The organism is Streptomyces viridiviolaceus (assembly GCF_014650995.1).
Lineage (GTDB): Bacteria > Actinomycetota > Actinomycetes > Streptomycetales > Streptomycetaceae > Streptomyces > Streptomyces viridiviolaceus.
The window spans coordinates 1-539 of record NZ_BMWA01000129.1 but is presented as its reverse complement, the minus strand read 5'-3'; the positions used below and the strand labels follow the sequence as shown (position 1 = coordinate 539).

Sequence of the window (539 nt, the reverse complement as noted above, 5' to 3'; positions counted from 1 at the left end):
GTGTCGCTGAGGTGGTCGGTCATGCCGGTGGTGTGGGCCCAGGCGCCCCAGGCGAGGGAGGTGGCGGGGAGTCCGTTGGCGGTGCGGTGGGTGGCGAGTGCGTCGAGGAAGGTGTTGGCGGCGGCGTAGTTGGCTTGTCCTGCGCCGTCGATGGTGCCTGCGGCGGAGGAGAAGAGGATGAAGTGGGTGAGGTCGAGGTGGGTGGTGAGTTGGTGCAGGTGCCAGGCGGCGTCGGCTTTGGGGCGCAGGACGTGGTCGATGCGGTCGGGGGTGAGTGTGTCGATGATGCCGTCGTCGAGGAGTCCTGCGGCGTGGATGACGGCGGTCAGGGGCCGTTCGGCCGGGATTTCGGCGAGCAGGCCGGCCAGGGCGTCGTGGTCGGAGACGTCGCAGGCGGCGAACGTCACCTCCGCGCCGAGGGCTTCCAGCTCCGTTCGCAGTTCGGTGGCGCCGGGTGAGTCCGGGCCTCGTCGGCTGGTGAGGAGCAGGTGTGTGGCGTGGTGGTGGGTGACGAGGTGGCGGGCGACGAGCGCACCGAG

1 protein-coding gene is annotated in these 539 nt (G+C 70.7%); it reads right to left on the bottom strand.

Features of this window, described 5'->3' with window-relative positions:
• A partial coding sequence (locus tag IE260_RS41235; RefSeq protein WP_189881045.1) for a beta-ketoacyl reductase occupies positions 1-539 on the bottom strand: 539 nt, incomplete at both ends.